A 597-nucleotide genomic window follows, 5' to 3' on the forward strand; every position below is an offset into this window, starting at 1 on the left:
TAGACCAGGTCCCACAGGTCAGGGTTGCGCTGGATCTCACTGATCTTGAACGATTGGATCTCGTTGCCGTGTGCATCTTTCAAACGAAGAACGCGGCTGTAGCCGTCAGCGGAGAATTGGATGCGGGTGAGTTTGTATGTGTCGACCCAACTGCCGCGCCACTGCACCCAACTGACACCGGCTGCTGTCCAGTGGTTTCCGGAGGTCCGGAACATCATCCATGGGAAGAGCGCGAGCAGACCCCATGCCCACCATTCGAGGACCCAGCTGAATCCCCCTGCGCTGATCGTCCCGAATACCGAGAGTAGTCCGGCAAGCATCGCGGCATCGCCGTACTGGTCGCGAAGGCTGGGCTGGAGCCATTCGAGGGTGGGGCCGAGATGCTCCGGTGCATCCGGTGGCTTTCGTGGGGAGCGCTTGACTGGTGTGTATTCCGTGCCGTGGTAGATGCGGGGCGCCCGGGGTGGGCGGGGTTCGCCTGTGATCGAATCCGGCATCGGTGGTAGATCGATGGGGTTCACCATCTGCGGCGTCGTCCTCTGGTGCGTTCGCTTCGGGTAGGGCGCGGCCCGAGTTTGTAGGGGATTTTCAGGATGT

Annotated in this window: 1 protein-coding gene; it reads right to left on the reverse strand. The window is 61.5% G+C overall.

The features are described 5' to 3' along the window. Window positions 1-524, reverse strand: a 524-nt coding sequence (locus A8G18_RS22155) for a hypothetical protein (RefSeq protein ID WP_064065573.1), incomplete at its 3' end; no start/stop codon positions are given. Window positions 525-597 lie beyond the last annotated feature (73 nt).

This window comes from Rhodococcus gordoniae, assembly GCF_001646655.1.
Lineage (GTDB): Bacteria > Actinomycetota > Actinomycetes > Mycobacteriales > Mycobacteriaceae > Rhodococcus > Rhodococcus gordoniae.